At 40.6% G+C, this 16,966-nt stretch carries 16 protein-coding genes and 1 pseudogene; 13 read left to right on the top strand and 4 right to left on the bottom strand.

Annotated features, from left to right (window positions below; all coding sequences use genetic code 11):
* Positions 1-5: 5 nt before the first annotated feature.
* A complete protein-coding gene (gene hutU / locus AC3KVK_RS11950; protein ID WP_490313167.1) occupies positions 6-2,018 on the top strand; it encodes a urocanate hydratase in 2,013 nt (670 codons plus the stop codon).
* A gap of 171 nt (positions 2,019-2,189) precedes the next feature.
* Positions 2,190-3,221, top strand: coding sequence for a cytosolic protein (locus AC3KVK_RS11945; protein ID WP_490313168.1), 1,032 nt, complete (start codon positions 2,190-2,192; stop codon positions 3,219-3,221).
* A 39-nt stretch (positions 3,222-3,260) separates the two neighbouring features.
* Here the strand turns inward: AC3KVK_RS11945 and AC3KVK_RS11940 are convergent, their stop codons facing one another.
* Positions 3,261-4,622: an MFS transporter gene (locus tag AC3KVK_RS11940; protein ID WP_490313169.1), complete on the bottom strand. Its 1,362-nt coding sequence runs from the start codon at positions 4,620-4,622 to the stop codon at positions 3,261-3,263.
* Positions 4,623-4,845: 223 nt separating this feature from the next.
* On the opposite strand from AC3KVK_RS11940, the gene AC3KVK_RS11935 reads away from it, so the two are divergent.
* Both AC3KVK_RS11935 and AC3KVK_RS11930 read left to right on the top strand, forming a co-directional pair.
* Entirely contained in the window at positions 4,846-5,184 is a 339-nt protein-coding gene (locus AC3KVK_RS11935; protein WP_490313170.1) for a zinc ribbon domain-containing protein YjdM, read from the top strand.
* A gap of 132 nt (positions 5,185-5,316) precedes the next feature.
* Positions 5,317-6,093, top strand: coding sequence for a substrate-binding periplasmic protein (locus tag AC3KVK_RS11930; protein WP_490313171.1), 777 nt, complete (start codon positions 5,317-5,319; stop codon positions 6,091-6,093).
* A 157-nt stretch (positions 6,094-6,250) separates the two neighbouring features.
* Here the strand turns inward: AC3KVK_RS11930 and AC3KVK_RS11925 are convergent, their stop codons facing one another.
* Positions 6,251-7,216, bottom strand: coding sequence for an integron integrase (locus AC3KVK_RS11925; protein WP_490313172.1), 966 nt, complete (start codon positions 7,214-7,216; stop codon positions 6,251-6,253).
* Positions 7,217-7,480: 264 nt separating this feature from the next.
* Between AC3KVK_RS11925 and AC3KVK_RS11920 the strand changes: the two genes are divergently transcribed.
* The 3 genes from AC3KVK_RS11920 to AC3KVK_RS11910 all read left to right on the top strand — a co-directional run bounded on the left by AC3KVK_RS11920 (position 7,481) and on the right by AC3KVK_RS11910 (position 9,363).
* Positions 7,481-7,849, top strand: a complete 369-nt coding sequence (locus AC3KVK_RS11920) for a hypothetical protein (RefSeq protein ID WP_490313173.1) — start codon at positions 7,481-7,483, stop codon at positions 7,847-7,849.
* Positions 7,850-7,964: 115 nt separating this feature from the next.
* Complete coding sequence (locus AC3KVK_RS11915) at positions 7,965-8,804, top strand: alpha/beta hydrolase (RefSeq protein ID WP_490313174.1); 840 nt, start codon at positions 7,965-7,967, stop codon at positions 8,802-8,804.
* Positions 8,805-8,925: 121 nt separating this feature from the next.
* Positions 8,926-9,363, top strand: coding sequence for a styrene oxide isomerase (locus AC3KVK_RS11910; RefSeq protein WP_490313175.1), 438 nt, complete (start codon positions 8,926-8,928; stop codon positions 9,361-9,363).
* Between the two features lie 39 nt (positions 9,364-9,402).
* Here AC3KVK_RS11910 and AC3KVK_RS11905 read toward each other — a convergent pair whose 3' ends face one another.
* On the bottom strand, positions 9,403-10,353 hold the full coding sequence (locus tag AC3KVK_RS11905) for an IS110-like element ISPtu2 family transposase (RefSeq protein WP_518526906.1): 951 nt from the start codon (positions 10,351-10,353) through the stop codon (positions 9,403-9,405).
* 309 nt (positions 10,354-10,662) lie between these two features.
* Between AC3KVK_RS11905 and AC3KVK_RS11900 the strand changes: the two genes are divergently transcribed.
* From AC3KVK_RS11900 to AC3KVK_RS11885, 4 genes are all read left to right on the top strand, one after another.
* A complete protein-coding gene (locus tag AC3KVK_RS11900; protein WP_490312974.1) occupies positions 10,663-11,079 on the top strand; it encodes a hypothetical protein in 417 nt (138 codons plus the stop codon).
* A 242-nt stretch (positions 11,080-11,321) separates the two neighbouring features.
* The gene (ssp4, locus tag AC3KVK_RS11895) at positions 11,322-12,236 is read left to right on the top strand and encodes an Ssp4 family T6SS effector (RefSeq protein ID WP_490312973.1); all 915 of its coding nucleotides are present in this window, start codon (positions 11,322-11,324) and stop codon (positions 12,234-12,236) included.
* The gene (locus AC3KVK_RS11890; protein ID WP_490312972.1) at positions 12,236-12,709 is read left to right on the top strand and encodes a hypothetical protein; all 474 of its coding nucleotides are present in this window, start codon (positions 12,236-12,238) and stop codon (positions 12,707-12,709) included. Before ssp4 ends, AC3KVK_RS11890 begins: the two co-directional genes overlap by 1 nt.
* A gap of 103 nt (positions 12,710-12,812) precedes the next feature.
* On the top strand, positions 12,813-13,262 hold the full coding sequence (locus AC3KVK_RS11885) for a DUF6174 domain-containing protein (protein ID WP_490312971.1): 450 nt from the start codon (positions 12,813-12,815) through the stop codon (positions 13,260-13,262).
* Positions 13,263-13,754: 492 nt separating this feature from the next.
* Here the strand turns inward: AC3KVK_RS11885 and AC3KVK_RS11880 are convergent.
* A pseudogene (locus AC3KVK_RS11880) lies at positions 13,755-14,501 on the bottom strand (IS110 family RNA-guided transposase); the annotation flags it as partial.
* A gap of 91 nt (positions 14,502-14,592) precedes the next feature.
* On the opposite strand from AC3KVK_RS11880, the gene AC3KVK_RS11875 reads away from it, so the two are divergent.
* The gene (locus AC3KVK_RS11875) at positions 14,593-15,567 is read left to right on the top strand and encodes a transposase (RefSeq protein ID WP_490312970.1); all 975 of its coding nucleotides are present in this window, start codon (positions 14,593-14,595) and stop codon (positions 15,565-15,567) included.
* A gap of 264 nt (positions 15,568-15,831) precedes the next feature.
* Positions 15,832-16,905 carry a GTP pyrophosphokinase gene (locus AC3KVK_RS11870; protein ID WP_490312969.1) on the top strand — a complete coding sequence of 358 codons (1,074 nt, stop codon included), beginning with the start codon at positions 15,832-15,834 and terminating at the stop codon, positions 16,903-16,905.
* The last annotated feature ends 61 nt before the right edge of the window (positions 16,906-16,966 follow it).

The following is a 16,966-nucleotide window of genomic DNA, read 5'->3' as shown; positions in this document are numbered from 1 at the left end:
TAATAATGACTGTAACGATGAGCTTTCAACAACAAATTCAGCAAGGGATCCCAAGTGAGCTGCCTGCTGCTAAGCCGTATCCGCAGGATGCGAACCGCGCGCCCAAACGCAAAGATATTTTATCGGCCGATGAAAAGCAGCTCGCGCTGCGCAATGCGCTGCGTTATTTTCCAAAAGAATGGCATCACGAACTGGCTGTTGAATTTGCCGACGAGCTAAAAGACTTTGGCCGCATTTATATGTATCGTTTTAAGCCAAATTACGACTTAAGTGCCCGTTCAATTAGCGACTACCCTGCAAAGTGCGAGCAAGCCGCAGCCATCATGTTGATGATAGATAACAATCTAGATCCTGCCGTGGCTCAGCACCCTGAAGAATTAATTACATACGGCGGCAATGGTGCGGTGTTTCAAAACTGGGCGCAGTACTTGTTAGCCATGAAATACTTAAGCGAAATGGAAGAAGACCAAACGTTGCACATGTATTCAGGGCATCCGATGGGGTTGTTTCCTTCTTCAAAAGAAGCCCCTCGTGTGGTGGTCACCAATGGCATGATGATCCCCAATTATTCACAGCCAGATGACTGGGAAAAATTTAATGCTTTAGGGGTGACACAGTACGGCCAAATGACAGCAGGATCATTTATGTATATTGGTCCGCAAGGTATTGTCCATGGTACCACTATCACCGTGATGAACGCATTTCGTAAAGTGCTTGCGCAAGGCGACAGCCCAAAAGGCAAAATTTTCTTAACTGCGGGCTTAGGTGGCATGAGTGGCGCGCAGCCTAAAGCGGGCAATATTGCAAACTGTATTACGGTCTGTGCCGAAGTGAATCCTAAAGCAGCGATTAAGCGCCATCAACAAGGTTGGGTAGATGAGCTGATTGATAATATGGCTGATCTCGTCACACGAGTTAAATTGGCACAAAAAAATCAAGAAGTGGTCTCGATTGCGTTTATTGGCAACATAGTTGATGTGTGGGAAGTATTTGATGCACAAGATATTTTTGTTCATTTAGGCTCAGACCAAACGTCGCTGCACAACCCTTGGTCAGGCGGCTATTACCCAGTTGATGTGAGCTATGAAGAATCAAACCGTTTAATCCGCGAAGAGCCCGAGGTGTTTAAGCAAAAAGTACAAGCGACCCTTAAGCGCCATGCAGCTGCTGTGAATAAACACACCGCAAAAGGGACGTACTTTTTTGATTATGGTAATGCCTTTTTACTTGAAGCCTCACGTGCTGGTGGCGATGTGATGGCTGATAACGGCATAGACTTTAAATACCCATCGTATGTGCAAGATATTTTAGGACCAATGTGTTTTGACTATGGCTTTGGCCCGTTCCGTTGGGTGTGTGCATCAGGTAAAGCTGACGATTTAGACAAAACGGATGCCATTGCTGCAGAAGTATTAACACGCATTATGGCAGAGTCACCGGCTGAAATTCAGCAGCAAATGCAAGACAACATCACTTGGATTAAAGACGCGAAACAAAATAAGCTGGTTGTGGGTTCGCAAGCGCGTATTTTGTATGCCGATGCAGAAGGGCGCATGGAAATAGCCAAAGCGTTCAATGATGCCATCAACCGTGGTGAAATAGGTCCTGTGGTGTTGGGCCGAGATCACCACGATGTGAGCGGTACTGATTCACCATTTCGTGAAACCTCCAACATTTATGACGGCAGCCGTTTTACCGCTGACATGGCGATTCATAATGTGATTGGAGATAGTTTCCGTGGCGCGACTTGGGTATCTATTCATAATGGCGGCGGTGTCGGTTGGGGTGAGGTCATTAATGGCGGCTTTGGCATGCTGCTTGATGGTACCGCCGATGCTGAGCGACGCTTAAAATCGATGTTACTGTTCGATGTGAACAACGGTATCGCTCGTCGAAGCTGGGCACGTAATGAAGAAGCCGATTTTGCAATCAAACGCGAAATGGCCAGAACCCCAAAACTAAAAGTGACCTTAGCTAACCGTGTTGATGACGGAGTGTTTGAGCATTTGTCACTTTAATAACTGGTTGTTTTCAAAACAGACTTAAAACGAGGCCATGCCTCGTTTTTTTATGTGCGCTCAACACTACGCGATATAAAGGCCAATAAATTGCTCGGAACAGAAATCAAATTTCTAATAGCAGGGCTATTTTGTTATGATCGCCGTTGAATTTCATCAGTTGGAGGAAAAATGAAATTACTGTATTGGTTAGATGAATGGTTAACACAACCCCGTGAAGAGCAGCAAGCTCGATTACCTATGATGGGGGGGGATTTACTTGGCGATGTGTACGTTAAGTATGATTTTGTTGATCTGAACCGACCTTTATTGTTTTTGTTTTCACCCGCTGGAACCGATGTTCAAGAACATGATCTCCATGATGACTTTGCACCTTGGGGCTATCGACTAGCGAAAAAACAGGGTGTCAATGTGATTGCTTTTCAGCACCTTGGAAAAAGTAACTGGTTTAGAAATCGCAATGTGATTTTTTTCCTCGAGCAAATTGCAACCATGTTAGACCCATTTGAACAGCGCTTGGGTTATGGCTTGAGCCGAGGCGGGTTCGCCATTGGTGCATTTGCCCGATTACTCAAACTGGATCAGGTATTGTTATTCCACCCAGTCAGTACCAAAAATAAACAGATCGCCCCTTGGGATGACCGTTCAAGTACAGATATCGCACAGCAGTTTGATTGGGAAGGGGATTACCACGATCTCGACCTAGGGGATGCGAAAGGGTATATCATTTACGATCCGACGAATCGAATCGATCGCAGCCACGCTAAACGGTATGAGCAACTGACTCATTTACGCGTATTTGGTATGGGTCATGGTACGCACGCGACTTATTTAAATAAATTTGGCTTTTATAAGCAAGTAGCGGTTGATTTTATGCTGAATCAACAAATTGATATTGCACAATTTAGGTTACAAACCAAAACGTTACGCTTTAAAGAAGACTATTATAAGCGCTTAAACCGTGCCAATAAAAATTCAGCCCACCGACTTGGCTTATTAAGCACCGCACATAATATCTTGATTGATGAAAAAGAAGCGCATGTGCAAGAGCATCAAGCGCAAATCGATATCCAGCCTTTGATTGACGTTGCACTGAAACATCAACAAACCCACCCAGAAGATGCGATTCAATTACTGGAAGTTGCCCAGCAATTAGCGCCGGATGATCCGTTGGTCGCCCATAAACTTAAACAGTTAGAGTAAATAAGGCGACAGGGTGAGACAAAGAGGTGATCATCAGGCTCACCTTTTTTGTTCGACTTGCTTTTCTGCGTCACTGTCGTTATGTGCAAGGGGTGGCGCAGGGATGGGTTGTTCTACCGTTTCAGTCTCAGCAGCGTCATGTTCGGTGTCTTCACTCACGACCAGCATTTGATCGTGAGCGGTGGTTTCTTCAATGCGCGGATCCATCGTTGCAGCTAGCGGCGAGTTGGTGACATCTGAGGTACCGACCACATAATCGCTGGTATCGGGTTGCTCTACTTTTTGACGTGAATTGATATAGGTCAGTAGTAAAAACATAATCACAGTTAGCCCAGCGATAGAGCCATAAAGCGCTTGATGGCCAAAATACGCCATGACTTGTGCATTTCCTGCCGAGCCCAAAGCCGCACCAGCCCCAAAAAGAACCAACAATGCAGACGACACCCCAACCCGATCTTCATCTTCGACCCGAGAATTCGCTAACGCTGAACAAAGCGGATACAAGGTGAAGGCAAACAGGCCAAAAATAAACGTCAAGGCATAGGCGTAGTACTGCGAAACGGGCAGGATAAATAATAATAAACTAGTGGTGCCGATTAACAGAGCATTAGAGCGGATTAAAATACTTCGACGGATCCGATCTGACAAAAAGCCCATCGGCCACTGAGCGAGCAACCCAGCTAAAATAGTAATCGACATATAAATGGCGATTTGTGATGCATCAAAACCTGATGATTTAGCAAAAGTGGGCCCTAAACCATAAAAGCTACCGTTAATGATGCCGGCAAATAAAATAGCGGTTAATGATTGGGGGGCTTTTTTAAAATAATTCCACAAGCTAACTTGGATTGGCTTGAGGGGTTTGGGGTGGATCCGCCGGGTGATTGAAATCGGAATAATCCCCAGAGCCAGTGCCATACACACTAAAAATAGCGGGGCATAACCGAGCTCTGGAAATTGTGACAGCGCATATTGGCCTAAAATCATACCTAAGTAAGACGTAATCATATAAAACGAAAAAACGCGGCCCCGCGACTCTGGCGCAGCTTGTTCATTGAGCCAGCTTTCGAGCACCATGTAATTACACATCATCCCCAGGCCAACAAATAAGCGTAATCCGAGCCAGAGATATATGTTGTCACTGACGCCATGGGCGGCCACGCAGGCTGTCACAGCGGCAGTACTGGCTGCAAAAGTTCGAATATGACCCACCGATTTGATTAGGTGATAACCCAGTTTAGAGCCTAATAATAAGCCTAAATAATAAAACGAGGTCATTAAACCTATCCAAAAGGTCGAGGTACCATGTTGGCCAAGATACAGCGCGAGATAGGTGGTAAGTAAACCCGTGCCGCTGATTAAAAATAGGTTGGCAAAATACAGAGAGGGGAATGATTTCATTTATCTACAAATTTAGAACAAAGACAACACGATACTAGGGGACTGAAGGTGATTTTCCAAGTAACAATTGGTGTGAATTTGTAAATCTGCTCAGCTACTGCACAGGGTGAGTTAATTAAACTCGCGGCTCAGTCATTCATTTTAGCTGCGTGTTGAGTCCATTAGACAAATCAATAGCGAGCCCTTACCATACGCATTTACGCAGTCGTTAGAGAAACATGTTATGTCATTGCCCCCTTGCCTTAAATGCCAATCTGAATTTGTTTATCAAGATCAAAGTCAACTCGTGTGCCCGATGTGTGCACATGAATGGGATCCATCAGCGGCGACTTTTGAAGATGAGACAGTGAATGTAAAAGATGCCAATGGCACGGTGCTCGCCGAGGGCGATAAAGTCACCGTAGTGAAAGACCTCAAAATTAAAGGCAGCTCGCAAGTGATTAAAATAGGCACCAAAGCGGTGATCCGCTGGATTAAAGACAGTAAAGATCATCAATTAGACTGCAAGGTCGATGGCGTGGGTGAAATGATGGTGACCGCACACTTTGTGAAAAAAGCCTAAAAATAGGGGCGAGTGGCCATCATTCGCCGGTTACTTTAAATGGGTATTAATGCCTATAATATTAATGAGAGCACTCAGATAAAGTGAGACTGATGAGTCCCCTTAGTTAAATTTTGCCATCAAGGGAAGGTTATGAAACGACCTTATTTGTCTAGCGTACACACAATTATGTTGATGGCACTCATAGTGATGGCCACGTCGAGCTTCGCTGAACAACAGTCACTTAAAATTTGTTACGAAGACAATAATTATCCGCCCTATATTTACAGGGACGAAAATGTAGAAAAGGGGATATTAGTTGATATCATCACAGCTGCCGCTCAAGAGACGCGTGTTTCGCTTGTGTTATATTCAAAACCTTGGATGCGCTGTCAACAAGACGTTATATCAGGTAAAGCCCACGCTTTATTTGCGATGATCGAAACAGATCAAAGAAAAAAAATATTTGCGTTCCCATCAGAAAATAAATTATCGCATTGGTACTTATGGTTAGCGCAATATCCTGTATTTAGAGCCAAAGGAAAGCCATTTGTCGCGGCGCAGTACCAACCACAAACAGGGATTGGTGCGCCATTTGGTTATGTTGTGTTGGACATGCTCAAAGATAAAAACTGGTTAAGCTCCTACCAATATGAGCCAAAAGATGGTTTAAAAATGGTTGCTAAGAATAAGCTCGATGGTTATGTCGTTGAACGTCAGATTGGCATTCACTTATTGGAGGTGATTAACCACACTAAAGATGTCGAAGTGAGCCAACATTTAATGTTGCAATCAAATTGGTATCTTCCTTTCAATAAAGGCTTTTATGAGTCGCACCCAGCGCTAGTCGAAGCTATGTGGCGCAATATAGCAGTGCAAAGGAAAAAAATGGAAGATTCAATCAGCAAAGGGGTTAAAAACGAAATGTGAGTTTTCATTTTTCCCCCTGAGCTTCCCTATTTTCAATTGGCTGTTTATAAAGCAAAAATTCCGCTTTGATTGCGTTACACCTTGTCTTTTTTCAATGTAAACTAATAAAAATCAATGAGATATGGGTGAGTGTCTAGTGTTTTCACTGTATATCTCTTTAAAGCAGCTTCGATAGCGGGCTAACCACACCATTCGCGCCTTGCTGTAAAACATGGGTATAAATTTGTGTTGTTCTCACATCGGTGTGGCCTAATTGGGCTTGCACAGTGCGAATATCCGCCCCGTTTTGTAGCAAGTGGGTGGCAAAGGAGTGGCGTAAAGTATGCGGTGTAACATGTTTATTAATATGAGCATTAAAAGCGGCTTTTGTAACGGCGCGTTGGATCTGTTTTTCATCAATATGATGGCGACGGATCAATTTACTTTCAGGGTCTTGGCTGAGTTGCTGAGAAGGGAATAAGTATTGCCAACCTAATTCCTTCGTTTGGCTTTGGTACTTTATGCGCAAACGATGGGGCATCCACACACCTGAAAATTCTGGATTGTTGAGATCTAAAGCCAAGTAGCGCTCAACGATATTAATTTGTGATAGCAGAGCTGGCGTCAGCTCCTGAGCCAATGTCACAATGCGATTTTTCCCGCCTTTAGCGTCCCAAACGCGGATACATTTATAATTAAAGTCAATGTCTTTGACCCGTAAACGAAGCGCCTCGGTAATACGCAGACCACTCCCATACAACAGACTGCAAGATAAATGATGCTTGGCGCAGCATGCCTGGAAAAATTGTTTCACTTCTTCAACGGTCAGTACAACGGGCAATTTCGCTGGGCGCTTGCTTTTGACAAAGTTAAGCTTTAGGGAAAGTGGGCGCTGGATAATTTCTTTGTATAAAAAACTTAATGCATTCAGGGCCTGTGCTTGAGTGGCTGCAGCCACATTCTGTTGGAGCACCAAATGGCTTAAGAATTGTTCTACTTCAAGATCTGACATGTTGTTAGGGTGGCGCATCCCGCTGAAGCGGATAAAGCTGGCAATCCAAAACAGATAACTCTCAATAGTGCGCTTCGCGTAGCGGCGGCTATACATGTGCTCTTTTATCATAATAAGAAAAGCGGACTTCATATGACCAACCTTTTATTTAAATAAATACTGTATTTATAGACAGTGGTTGGTGAGTTGTCCAATAACATTATTAGTCGCCGTTTTGTCGGATAATAACAGCGTAGTCACGATAAATATCATAATTGCTTGTTTACTAAAGATAAAAAAGGTGTGAATATTGTGGATATGTTTTATACGCCGTTTTGGGGGATTGTATCACCCCATTATGGGATCGAATAAGCTGTTATATTTTTCTCGTAGAGTTGCATATATAAGGAAGTATTAATGAATTACGATGTTATTGCTCTAGCATGTGAGCAGTTAAGTTATAGAGATAAATTGAGACTTGCACAGTTGCTTGTGCAAACAGCGCGTAAAGAGGAGGAAATCCAAAATCCTCAAAAGAGAACGGAAGCACCTGTTAAGAAATCTCCGCCTAAAATTATCGAAGAAACTGAAATTGATACTATCAAATATGTAACTGAACGGTTATTTAAATTGAAGCCAGTAAAGGTTAAATCTTTAACAAACTCAATAAAATCAATGTTTCAATTTCAAGGTGGCATCCCTGATTCTGATGTTGAAGACATAATTGGAGAGCTACAAAAACGAAATCATATAGCGGTTAACAACAATAATGTTAGTTATCCGTAATTAAAAATTTAACAAGTCATTTAAATGGAAAATTAACAGTTGGCCATCGCTTCGCGATTATAGCCAACCATTAATTTCCACTTAATGAGGCGTTATACCCACCAGGTAAGTCAGTATGAAAAATTTAATCACTGTAATTTTCACTCTAATCTTAGGTACTTTTGCTCATGCTGAAGAATCAATTACTCTTGGTATTTCTGCTTCATTAGAATCAAAAGTCATGGGCGAAAACAGGTCTTATATGATCTATTTGCCACCCAGCTATGCAACAACTAAAGATAGCTATCCTGTTATCTATTTACTAGATGGAGATATACACCGATTTAAGGGTTTTGTCGGCGTACTCGAATCATTGAGTACAGACACGCTAGAACGGCAGGTCCAAGAGTCTATAGTTATATCTATACCTAATACGAATAGGTCAAGAGACTTAACACCTTCATCTCTAAAAGAGTGGAAATTTAATGGCCGACTTCTAGACACTTTTGAAGATACAGGTAACGCTAATCAATTTGCAAAATTTCTAGAAAAAGAACTAATGCCCATTATTGAATCCAAATACAGAGCTTCTAATCAACGAGTACTAGTTGGCGAATCATTTGGCGGCTTATTCGCTGCAAATGCACTTCTTCAATCATCATCAGCGTTTACCGATTATCTAATTATTGACCCTACAGCACTTTGGGATAATGACTATTTGAATCGCGCTCTTATTAATAAAAACGGTAAATCAAAGTTTAGTTCAAACGCATTTTTTGCTTTTGCAAATAACTCACACTTAGGTGAAATAGGATTAACCAACTATAAATGGGGCACTACATTTGCGTCATCTGTAATTAACAATTCAATTGGCATATCTGAGCAACGATACTTCGAGAATGAAGTTCATGGAACAGTTGCTTTTATGGCTTGGTATCATGGGCTAAAGACCCTTTTACCTACCACCGAGAAATGATCCGTATAACAAGTTAATTAAACAATGGACGCAAAACAGCAGGCTTGCGCTCATTCTTCGCTTAGTTTAGCCTGCTATTTTCCGCCGTTTATTAAGGCGTTATGCATACATGAGGAACATCATGATAGAACTTACACGGATAGGTGCACAACTTATCTTTATTGGAATTGTTTTTTTCTTTGCCGGTTTAATACAAGGTGCATTGATACCATCTGTAAAAAATCCACGAATGGCTCTTTCTGGACACATGACTGCTGTTCAGTGCGGAATGGCTCTTGCGATCATTGGTGTTATCTGGTCGCTGGTTGATCTTTCTTTATTTTTAGAAATGTTTGTGGCTTATGGCACTGCTTTGGGTTTCATATTTATTTGGCTGGGAATAACTTTAGCGTCTGTAACAGGTGCAAGTAAGGCGCTTCCAATTGCTGGAGCTGGATTTTCAGCAACCGCCACGACTGAATTTGCGGTTAAAATTTTGGTGCGTTCTGGGTCAATACTATCACTCATCACCTGTAGTTTGTTAGTTTATGGATTGCTGCCATTACTTCAGTCGTCGTAAAAAATGCATAACAAGAGACTATGGCGTCAATAGCTAATTTTAAACTTTTGGCGCTTCCCACATTACTCCGTCTCTGAGCATCGAATTTAAGATCACAATCATCTTCCTGACACACGCAATAAGCGCTACTTTTTTCGGTTTCCCAGCAGCAACTAATCGCTGATAAGTTGATTTAAAAACAGGGTTTGATTGGATGGCTGACATCATCGCCATGTATAAAACGGTGCGTACTTGATGTCGCCCACCTTGAATTTTTCGAAGCCCTTTATAGCGGCCACTTTCGCGATTCATAGGCGCAACGCCAACCAATGCACCGGCTTCTTTATTCGACATATAGCCAAGCTCAGGTAAGTTACTGATGATGGAGGCAGCGGCAATTTTACCAATGCCTTTCATGCTTTGTAGAATCGTGTTTTTGGCTGAATATTCAGGGCATGATTCAATGAGTTTTAGAATTTTATTTTCAATTTTTTCAATCTGATTTTTAAAGGCCGTTAAAATAGGTTTGATGGTTGAAATCAGCTCTTTTGGTAAAATTTGCAGGCGGTTTTTTTCCATCGTTTGCATGACTAACAGCTGATTTCTTCTGGCAACCAAATCACTCATAGTCTGCATGATGTCAGGCTTTAGGGTGGAGAGTGTGGGTTTAATTGCCTCGCCATAATGTGCAATTAACTGTGCATCTAGCTTGTCGGTTTTAGCGCGTTGACCAATGGCACCAGCAAAGCGTTTTATGTGTATTGGGTTGGCAATGACAAAAGGTAAATTGGCCTTTGCACATGCAATAATAAAGGGCATTTCAAGGCGGCCAGTGGCTTCAATAATGATACGTTTTGGAGAGTGAATTTTGATTTTTTTAATTGCCTCAGCAATCCCTTTTTCATCGTTCTTAACGGTGAAATAGATATCAAGAGGGCGAATATAAATATCGAGTTGAAATTTGCCGGTATCGACACCGACATTAATGTTTTGATTAGTATTTGTTTTCATAATAAGCTAACTCTTGCTTGCATAATGCGGGTTCGAGACCCAGTAGACTATTCGAGTGTGATGCTTGGAGTCTTTTGTGGCGTTCATTCTTGTTATCGGTCTCTCAACAGAGGAGCCATCGCTCAATCGAACTACCACAAAAGAGAGCTTTAGTTGCAGCTAAAGCCTGGGTCTCACATTACCCTAACCCGGTTTAAAAGAATAATTAGATGGGTTTATTATCCATACAAGTTGCTTAAACGGAAAAATAACAGTTGGTCATCGCTTTGCGATTATAGCCAACCATTATTTTCCGCTTAGCAAGGCGTTATGACCACCCAGATGAATGACTACGAACGTAGAATAAACAAGCTCGTTGCTACCTACTCGTCTTCGCTGATGAATAATACCAAATGGAGAGAAGTATTAGATTTGGTGGGCAAGCACGGAATCGCTATTAAATTTTCGTTTATAGGCAATGAAGAGTTCTTGAGTGATGTTTTCTTCCCAGAGGGTGGCGTTCAAGGTGATCACACCAAAGACTGCTGTGTTCATGGGCCGTTCTATTTGAAAGAGATATTTGCGATAAAGTGCGCTAGGTATGAAACTAAGCGAAATCCAGATAGCGGAGCCAAGTATCTAGATGACACTGCCTATCAAGCATTTTTATCGGATATTAGTGCATTGGGGAAATTACCGCTAACGGAGATAGATGATCATTTGATTATCCATGGATATCAAAAATAGTCATAACAAAGCCGTGCACAGCGAGCAATTTTTCCGTCGCCTTTTTGTGGCGGTCGCTACGCTGCCACAAAAATTCAACTCCAAAATTGCCGCGTGACGGCGGCGTTAGCTACTTCATATAATCACTAATGTTTTAGGTGTTCTATTCCAAGTTATTGAAAAAGAAATTACAATAGAAAATCAGGGTTATATTTACCTCTGATATTAACAACAATGGATTTTTAACCAAAAAGGAGTTTACTATGGGTGCACATGACATCTATCGCTTTAAAGAAAACCAACTTAAGTCTAAACTTTCGTATAATATTAACCAAAAAAAACTGTTTCAGGATATTGATAAAATACCTGAGCTGTACGGCGCGGCTATAATTTATATTGATAGTAACTACACAATAACAGAACTTAGACCTTTCGATCCTTCCTGTAGTTTAAACCCCATTAAAGTTGTTTTACGGGAACCACCCAACTTAATGAGCCAAAAGGAGTTCGCGGGACACTTAAAGGGCAGCCAAGGCAATATCCGAGAATCTAAGCTTGTTGGTGAAGTAGCTGGTACAGTACTAAGTTGTGGAGCTGCATTTTTAGGCTGGGTTGTTGTTTTTGGTAGTAGTGCTGCTATTCCCTTGACAGGAGGGGCGAGTTCGGCTGTTACTTACCTTGCTATAGCAGCAAGTGCTGCTAGCACTGCGCAATGTATTAATGGTGGTTATCGCACTTTTAATGAAAATCATATGCCTGAAATGAATGATTTTCTAGATTCTCAAGAGTGGTATCAAAATACTACATTAGCACTCGATATCATTTCTGTTGCTGGTGCCGCAGCTGCGGGAGCCATTACATTAAAAACGATAAAACTTTTAAACATTAGTAGTGGTAAAAGTTTTTTGTCTATTTTAAAAGGCCTACCTCGTGCAGAGAGAAAACGACTAACCCAAGAAATAATCCGCTTAAATCACCCAGGAATATCAAATAAATTATTGAAAGCTTTAGTTAAGGCTGGTAGTTACCCTAAGCGCTATGCAGGAATTAAAATAACGCAATCACTTACACTACAACTAAAAGATGCTATAGGTGCATCAATGAGTTTTTCTGGTAGCGCACTCTCTGGAGGCGTTAATTCTCTTGCTGTTGGAATATATGAGGAGCTAGCTCAATAATGAAGGGCGAAGAAGAGAAAGTTAATTTGCTATTTCCCCCTTGGAAATTAATGGGGAGGTTCCTATTAGTTACAATGGTACTAATGTTGGCTACTGGTTTTTCATTCGGCATTATCGTTAATTTTTATATTCAAGTTAGCGCTGAATGGGGAGTTGGGGTTTTGTTTTTTGTTGCGATGCTTTTTTTTACAATCAATTTTAGAGTAACCCGAGGCTCATTCTTTTGTGCAAATATTCTTAAATATTATGCACTTTCTTTAGCTTGTATTAGCCTTCCTTCATTATTAATTGATGGCTTTAATATATTTGTTCTTCTAAATATTATTTTAACCCTCACTGCTTTTTCTCTTATTTCAGGAGAAACATATCAAAAATTGGTTCAATATCAATTGGACTTTTTTGATGATATAAAAGAAGCAAAAGAGGCTGTAGAAAAAGAAATAGCCGTGTTAAATAAATCTAAACGTAGCTAACAAGCAATTAAAGCGGGACTTTTTTACAGTTTGCTCGGTTCCGCTTCGCTACACAATTTTAGCAAACTATTAAAAAGCCCCTTAATTTGGGCGTTAGAGGCACATGGATATTTTCGATTCTCGTAACACTATTGCAATAACATTCGTTATGGGAACCGTGATCGTTTTGCTATTGGGATATGGTAGTTTAGGTCTTGGTTTAGCTAACAATAACTTACAGCATCAGCGTTCTGAAAAGTTACAGCAGCAACAAGATATTTGGTTTAATAATTCACCATCATCTTATCAATATACTATTCGCGCGGGTTGCATGATGACTTTCATATCTACAGGCACTGTAAAAAATGGTGTTACTTCTTTTATTGAAAATGGTGAAAAATTAGAAATTGATTATTTATTTAGAGTGGCTAAAAAGGCTTTAGTCTCTGCGTCTGAAGTAGAGATTAAGTATCACCCTAAGTATGGCGTACCAAGCTATATAAAAGTAGATTGGAGTAAAGAAGTAATTGATGATGAATGTGGATACAGTTTAGTGGATTTTAAAGAGGTGTAAAGTGCCTCTAACACATATGAGCCTTAACTCTGTCAATAGGCATTAGTCGTCTTTTTGACCGTTTTTTCATTGACGGTCAAATTCTAAATCAATAAACAAACTCGTTTACTTCGTCTGTCGATGTGGCTGTTAAGCAAGTTGCTTACGGCAAACACATATAGAGGCTCTCTTATCACGATCTCATCGCAGCCTGTTTCTTTTCCATATCCTTGTGGTTTAACAGGGGCACTAGACATGCTTCGGTTAACCTAATCATGGCGCTATTCAAGGTGACTGGTTTAGTAATGCATCCAGTTAGTTTAAGGCTCAAGTCAGGTGTAAGCGACTTTGTTTATTGCATTAATGCACGCGTACTGAGTGTCTAATCAAAGCAAATAGGCTTAGGCGTTTAGGCATATAATGAGGTTAAAGCAATATTGGCTATTAACTCACCCAATTGATTGATACTCAACCTTATATCCAGTTAGACGTTCAGCTCACTCAGTACCGTGACTAACTCTTTAAGAATCGGGCTTCATCGAATACAGTCTCTTTTTTAAGCATGTAATAAACACAGCGGCCAAGCTTATGAGCGAGTGCAGATAACGCTTTGGCTTTACTCATTCGTTTTTGTAATTTTTCAATATACATATTTGCATTATCACTATGGCGTAGCAGTAAAACGGCGGCTTCAGAGAAAGCCCATTTGAGATGGGCATTACCAATCTTGTTACCTTGTGAGCCATATATTTTGCCAGCAGATTCAGCTTTACATTTGACTAATCGGCTATACGAAGCGAACTTTTGTACACTTGAGAATCGATTAATATCACCAATCTCATAGATAATGGTGAGTGCTAGGATACGTCTAATTCCATTAATCGTTTGTAAAATATTCAGGTGTACAGGGTTGTGCTGTTTAGCCATTTGCTCGATGTAATGCTCTAAAGGTTTGAGCTCTTTGTGATAGCAGTCGAGTATAGCCATGTCTAAATTAATAGAGCGCTGAACGACTGGATCAGGAAAGTAATAACGCATTTTTTCCCTGTCACAGACATTTTTTAAATTTACATTGTGGGCAGGTAAATTGTACTGACTAGCAGTATTGGCGACATGGGCTTTTAAGTCAGCACCATGGCGAACAATTTTGGTTCTACGTCGTAACAAGTCGCGAGTAGCACGCATTTCTTTGTCATAGACATAAGCGAGAGGGAAGTTACCGCCACGAATGAGTTTGGCAATTTTATAAGAATCAATCTTATAAAAATACATGACACCCATAAATATCTCGTTGAAAAACCACAATAGAGGGTCTAATTTTAATTAATCACTTCGAGTTTTGGTGGTTCTCATGGCACAAGCAAGACGTTCGTTAATTGATTTAGATTCCACACCTTACTATCACTGCATCAGTCGCTGTGTTCGCAGGGCATTTCTAGCGGGTTTTGATAAATACTCAGGTCAAAATTTTGAACATCGACGTGTGTGGTTAGTTGAGCGATTTAAACGGCTATCGCAAGTGTTTGCCATTGATATTGCGGCCTATGCGGTGATGTCGAATCATTACCATTTGGTGCTTAGGGTCGATAGAAGTAGGGCATTAAACTGGTCAAAGGAGGAAGTGATAGAGCGGTGGTATCAGTTGTATCACGGCACAATTTTGGTTGACCGCTATCGTAAAGGTGAAAAGCTCGATAAAGCCTATATGTACAGCGTTGATAAAACGGTCGAAGTTTGGCGAGCTAGGCTTTACGACATCAGTTGGTACATGCGTAACCTTAACGAGTTTATTGCCAGAGAAGCCAATAAAGAAGATAACTGCACAGGCCGATTTTGGGAGGGACGCTTTAAGTCGCAAGCTTTACTGGATGAACAAGCCGTACTCAGTTGCATGATGTACGTCGATTTAAACCCAATCAGAGCAAAAATGGCCAATAATCTGCAAGATAGCGACTTTACGTCTATTCAAGAACGCATAGTTCATTATAAAAAACAGTCCACGTCAGAAAACATCGAACACACTACCCAGCAACCAAAGCAACTCATGGCGTTTGGCAGTAACCAAAACAATCAAACCATTCCCTTTAGGTTATTAGATTATTTAGAACTTGCTGATTGGAGTGGACGGCACATAGACCCAAAAAAGCGCGGGGCTATAAGTAAAACTCAACCTAAAATTCTGGTCGAATTGGGAATAGAAACTGCTGTTTGGCTCGAAGCAGTACAAAACTTTAGACGACAATATAGTAACTTCGCAGGTCAACCCAATGCCCTTAGGCAATGTGCTCATCAACATCAGCAAAGTTGGTATCGCGGAGTTGGTTAACTCGCACCTGTTAACCTAAATTCAAACAAACTAGGCATCAGCCTAGTTTTACCATGCCGGAAAATCGGACAATTCTAATAGCTCAACCCAATTTATGCGAATCATCAGTTTTGATGGTGAAAAGTCCGTATATCAATTACTTCCACATTGCAGCCATTTAGCACCTCACTACATTTGATGGCAATTTTCAAGTTGCTATTTGAAGCAAGTTATTTAAAATCAATGAGATATTTATGGCTGTCATATTTTTTTCAAGGAGTTTAAATGGCATCTTTGGATTTTGAAAAAGAAAAGAATCAATTTAGAGAGTATTACTCAAACAACATAAAGCTTCTCGAAGGTGCTACTGACTCATTTAGGACACTAATAGATGCTTTGCTAACGCATTCTGAAAATATTTATATTTCAAAGGTTGAAGGTCGAGTTAAAGATAAAGAAGAATGTGTTAAAAAATTCAATATCAAATACCGCAAAAAATTAGAAGAGTCAGAGACGGAATATGAGATAAAAGATCATATTACAGATCTAATAGGCCTAAGAGTTGTCTGCTTGTATGAAGATGATATTGATAAAATTAAAGACGTCCTTTCTCAGCACTTTTCAGTAATTGATGAAACTGACAAAATTTCACAAGTCGAAAGCACCGAAGATTCATTTGGTTATAAAGGTTTACACTTAGATTTAAAGCTTGGTGAAACTCGGAGTGAAATGCCTGAATATAAAGCTTTCGTAGGCTTTAATTTTGAAATTCAAATTAGAACTATTATTCAAGATTCATGGAGTGTCCTGGATCACAAAATTAAATACAAAAAGAGCATTCCAAATTTTCTAAAAAGAAGAATAAACACGCTTGCTGCATTGTTCGAACTAGCTGACAGAGAGTTTAAAGAGATAAGACTTGCTACCGTGGCTGAAATTGAAAAAGCAGAAAGAGAAGAATCTGAGGATTCTCATACGCTTCCCGAAGGCCAAGTTGGGCCAACTAAACGACCAAAGAACGGCCATTTAAATGCTTTTGGTTTCTTGAAAATTGCAAAACATTTCTTTAATGATTATGAATTCGAAGATTTTAAGGTCGATGGTTTTACTGAGGAGATTGTGTCTATAGAACCTGAGATCACTCGAACAGATTTCAATGAGTATATGAAAGCTACAATAGCGAAAGTTAAGCAGTATCAAACATATTTTGAGAACCAAGGTGATTCTAAAGAAAGTTTAAATCCTTTTACTGTTATCAGACATTGCTTGTACCTCAATAATAAAGAAAAATATTCTTCATTCTTGACCAATGTTTCTAAAGAAGGTTTTGATAAGTGGCTTTCGGAAAATGATGGCTAACAAGGCAATTATAAGCGGACAAATTTTACTGTTTCGCTTTTTGCTGTTCTGCTTCGCAGGC

The organism is Pseudoalteromonas sp. J2K-J979, assembly GCF_058169715.2.
This window is presented reverse-complemented; position numbering and strand designations above follow the sequence as displayed.

Bases quoted from the DNA above. Each gene is read 5' to 3' on its own strand.
- AC3KVK_RS11900 (WP_490312974.1), top strand. From the start codon at position 10,663: ATGACCACCCAGATGAATGACTACGAACGTAGAATAAACAAGCTCGTT.
- AC3KVK_RS11915 (WP_490313174.1), top strand. From the start codon at position 7,965: ATGAAAAATTTAATCACTGTAATTTTCACTCTAATCTTAGGTACTTTT.
- AC3KVK_RS11940 (WP_490313169.1), bottom strand. From the start codon at position 4,622: ATGAAATCATTCCCCTCTCTGTATTTTGCCAACCTATTTTTAATCAGC.
- AC3KVK_RS11920 (WP_490313173.1), top strand. From the start codon at position 7,481: ATGAATTACGATGTTATTGCTCTAGCATGTGAGCAGTTAAGTTATAGA.
- AC3KVK_RS11945 (WP_490313168.1), top strand. From the start codon at position 2,190: ATGAAATTACTGTATTGGTTAGATGAATGGTTAACACAACCCCGTGAA.
- AC3KVK_RS11930 (WP_490313171.1), top strand. From the start codon at position 5,317: ATGAAACGACCTTATTTGTCTAGCGTACACACAATTATGTTGATGGCA.
- AC3KVK_RS11890 (WP_490312972.1), top strand. From the start codon at position 12,236: ATGAAGGGCGAAGAAGAGAAAGTTAATTTGCTATTTCCCCCTTGGAAA.
- AC3KVK_RS11870 (WP_490312969.1), top strand. From the start codon at position 15,832: ATGGCATCTTTGGATTTTGAAAAAGAAAAGAATCAATTTAGAGAGTAT.
- AC3KVK_RS11875 (WP_490312970.1), top strand. From the start codon at position 14,593: ATGGCACAAGCAAGACGTTCGTTAATTGATTTAGATTCCACACCTTAC.
- AC3KVK_RS11905 (WP_518526906.1), bottom strand. From the start codon at position 10,353: ATGAAAACAAATACTAATCAAAACATTAATGTCGGTGTCGATACCGGC.
- AC3KVK_RS11885 (WP_490312971.1), top strand. From the start codon at position 12,813: ATGGATATTTTCGATTCTCGTAACACTATTGCAATAACATTCGTTATG.
- ssp4 (WP_490312973.1), top strand. From the start codon at position 11,322: ATGGGTGCACATGACATCTATCGCTTTAAAGAAAACCAACTTAAGTCT.
- hutU (WP_490313167.1), top strand. From the start codon at position 6: ATGACTGTAACGATGAGCTTTCAACAACAAATTCAGCAAGGGATCCCA.
- AC3KVK_RS11910 (WP_490313175.1), top strand. From the start codon at position 8,926: ATGATAGAACTTACACGGATAGGTGCACAACTTATCTTTATTGGAATT.
- AC3KVK_RS11935 (WP_490313170.1), top strand. From the start codon at position 4,846: ATGTCATTGCCCCCTTGCCTTAAATGCCAATCTGAATTTGTTTATCAA.
- AC3KVK_RS11925 (WP_490313172.1), bottom strand. From the start codon at position 7,216: ATGAAGTCCGCTTTTCTTATTATGATAAAAGAGCACATGTATAGCCGC.